The organism is Streptomyces sp. NPDC002643, from assembly GCF_053592555.1.
Genome location: NZ_JBSFVY010000090.1, coordinates 1 through 1,340 on the forward strand (window position 1 = coordinate 1; position 1,340 = coordinate 1,340).

The 1,340-nt window shown below is 69.2% G+C and carries 1 protein-coding gene; it reads left to right on the forward strand.

Going from position 1 to position 1,340, the window contains the following annotated elements:
• Nucleotides 1–70: 70 nt before the first annotated feature.
• Nucleotides 71–1,302 (forward strand): IS3 family transposase gene (locus tag ACWD4G_RS45635; RefSeq protein WP_451304670.1). Its coding sequence is split into 2 segments (ribosomal slippage): nt 71–392 and nt 392–1,302, totalling 1,233 coding nucleotides; the frame shifts between segments, so codons are not numbered across the junction.
• Nucleotides 1,303–1,340 lie beyond the last annotated feature (38 nt).

Below are 1,340 nucleotides of genomic sequence, written 5' to 3' on the forward strand. Positions count from 1 at the left end.
GGGACCTGTCCCCGGGTGGTGGACACCTCTGAGCCCGGCCCCGGTAGGGGCCGGGGAGGAGGGATCTCTTATGGTGATGAAGGTCTACTCGCCCGAGTTCAAGGCGGACGCCGTCGCGCTGTACCTGTCGGACCCGAGCCACACCTTCGAGGGCATCGGCAAGGACCTGGGCATCAGCCGGGAGACGCTGCGCAACTGGGTGCGGGCCGAGCGGGCCCGCCGTGGTGAGCGCGGCACGACGAGCACCAACACGAAGGAATTCCCGGTGAGCAAGGCCACGAAGCAGGAACTGGAGGCCGAGATAGCGGCCCTGCGCGCGGAGCTGAAGACCGTGCGCAAGGAGAACCAGAAACTGGCCACCGAACGGGACATCCTGCGCAAGGCGACGAAGTTTTTCGCCACCGAGATGAACTGGTGAACCGCTTCAAGTTCATCGAGGACCACCACCACGCCTGGGGCGTGAAGCGGTTGTGTCACGTGCTGGAGGTCGCCCGCTCCAGCTTCTACAAATGGCGGGCCGGCCGTCAGGCCCGCGCCGCGCGTGAGCGGGCGGACGCCCGGCTCGCCGAGCGGATCAGGGCCGTGCACGCCGAGTGGGACGGCACCTACGGCCGGCCCCGGATCACCGCCGAGCTGCGCGACGACGGTGAGCGTGTGAACCACAAGCGCGTCGGACGGGTCATGCGCAAGTACGGCATCGCCGGGCTGCGGCTGCGCAAGCGCCAGGTCACCACCGTGCCCGAACCGTCCGCCACGCCCGTGCCGGACCTGCTGCGGCGCGACTTCACCGCGAGCGCGCCGAACACCAAGTACGTCGGCGACATCACCTACCTGCCGGTTGGTGACGGCGAGTTCCTGTATCTGGCGACCGTGATCGACTGCTTCTCACGCCGGCTGGTGGGCTGGTCGATCGCCGACCACATGCGCACCTCGCTGGTCACTGACGCGCTCCGGGCAGCCGCCGCGACCCGGGGCAGCCTGGCCGGAGCCGTATTCCACAGCGATCACGGAGCGCAGTACACCTCCCGTCAATTCGCCGTCATCTGCGCCGAGTTGGGCGTGCGGCAGTCCATGGGCGCGGTCGGCACGAGCGCGGACAACGCGCTCGCCGAGAGCTTCAACGCGGCCCTCAAACGCGAGACGCTCCGCGGCGCCCGCCGCTTCGACGGGGCCCGCGCCTGCCGCCTGGCCGTCTTCCGCTGGACCACCCGATACAACACCCGCCGACGGCACTCCGCGAACGGACAGCAGGCACCGATCGCCTACGAGCAGCAGTCAGCTACCCTGACACTCGCCGCATAGCGACACGAACAGGTGTCCACCCCTCCGGGACAAGGCCC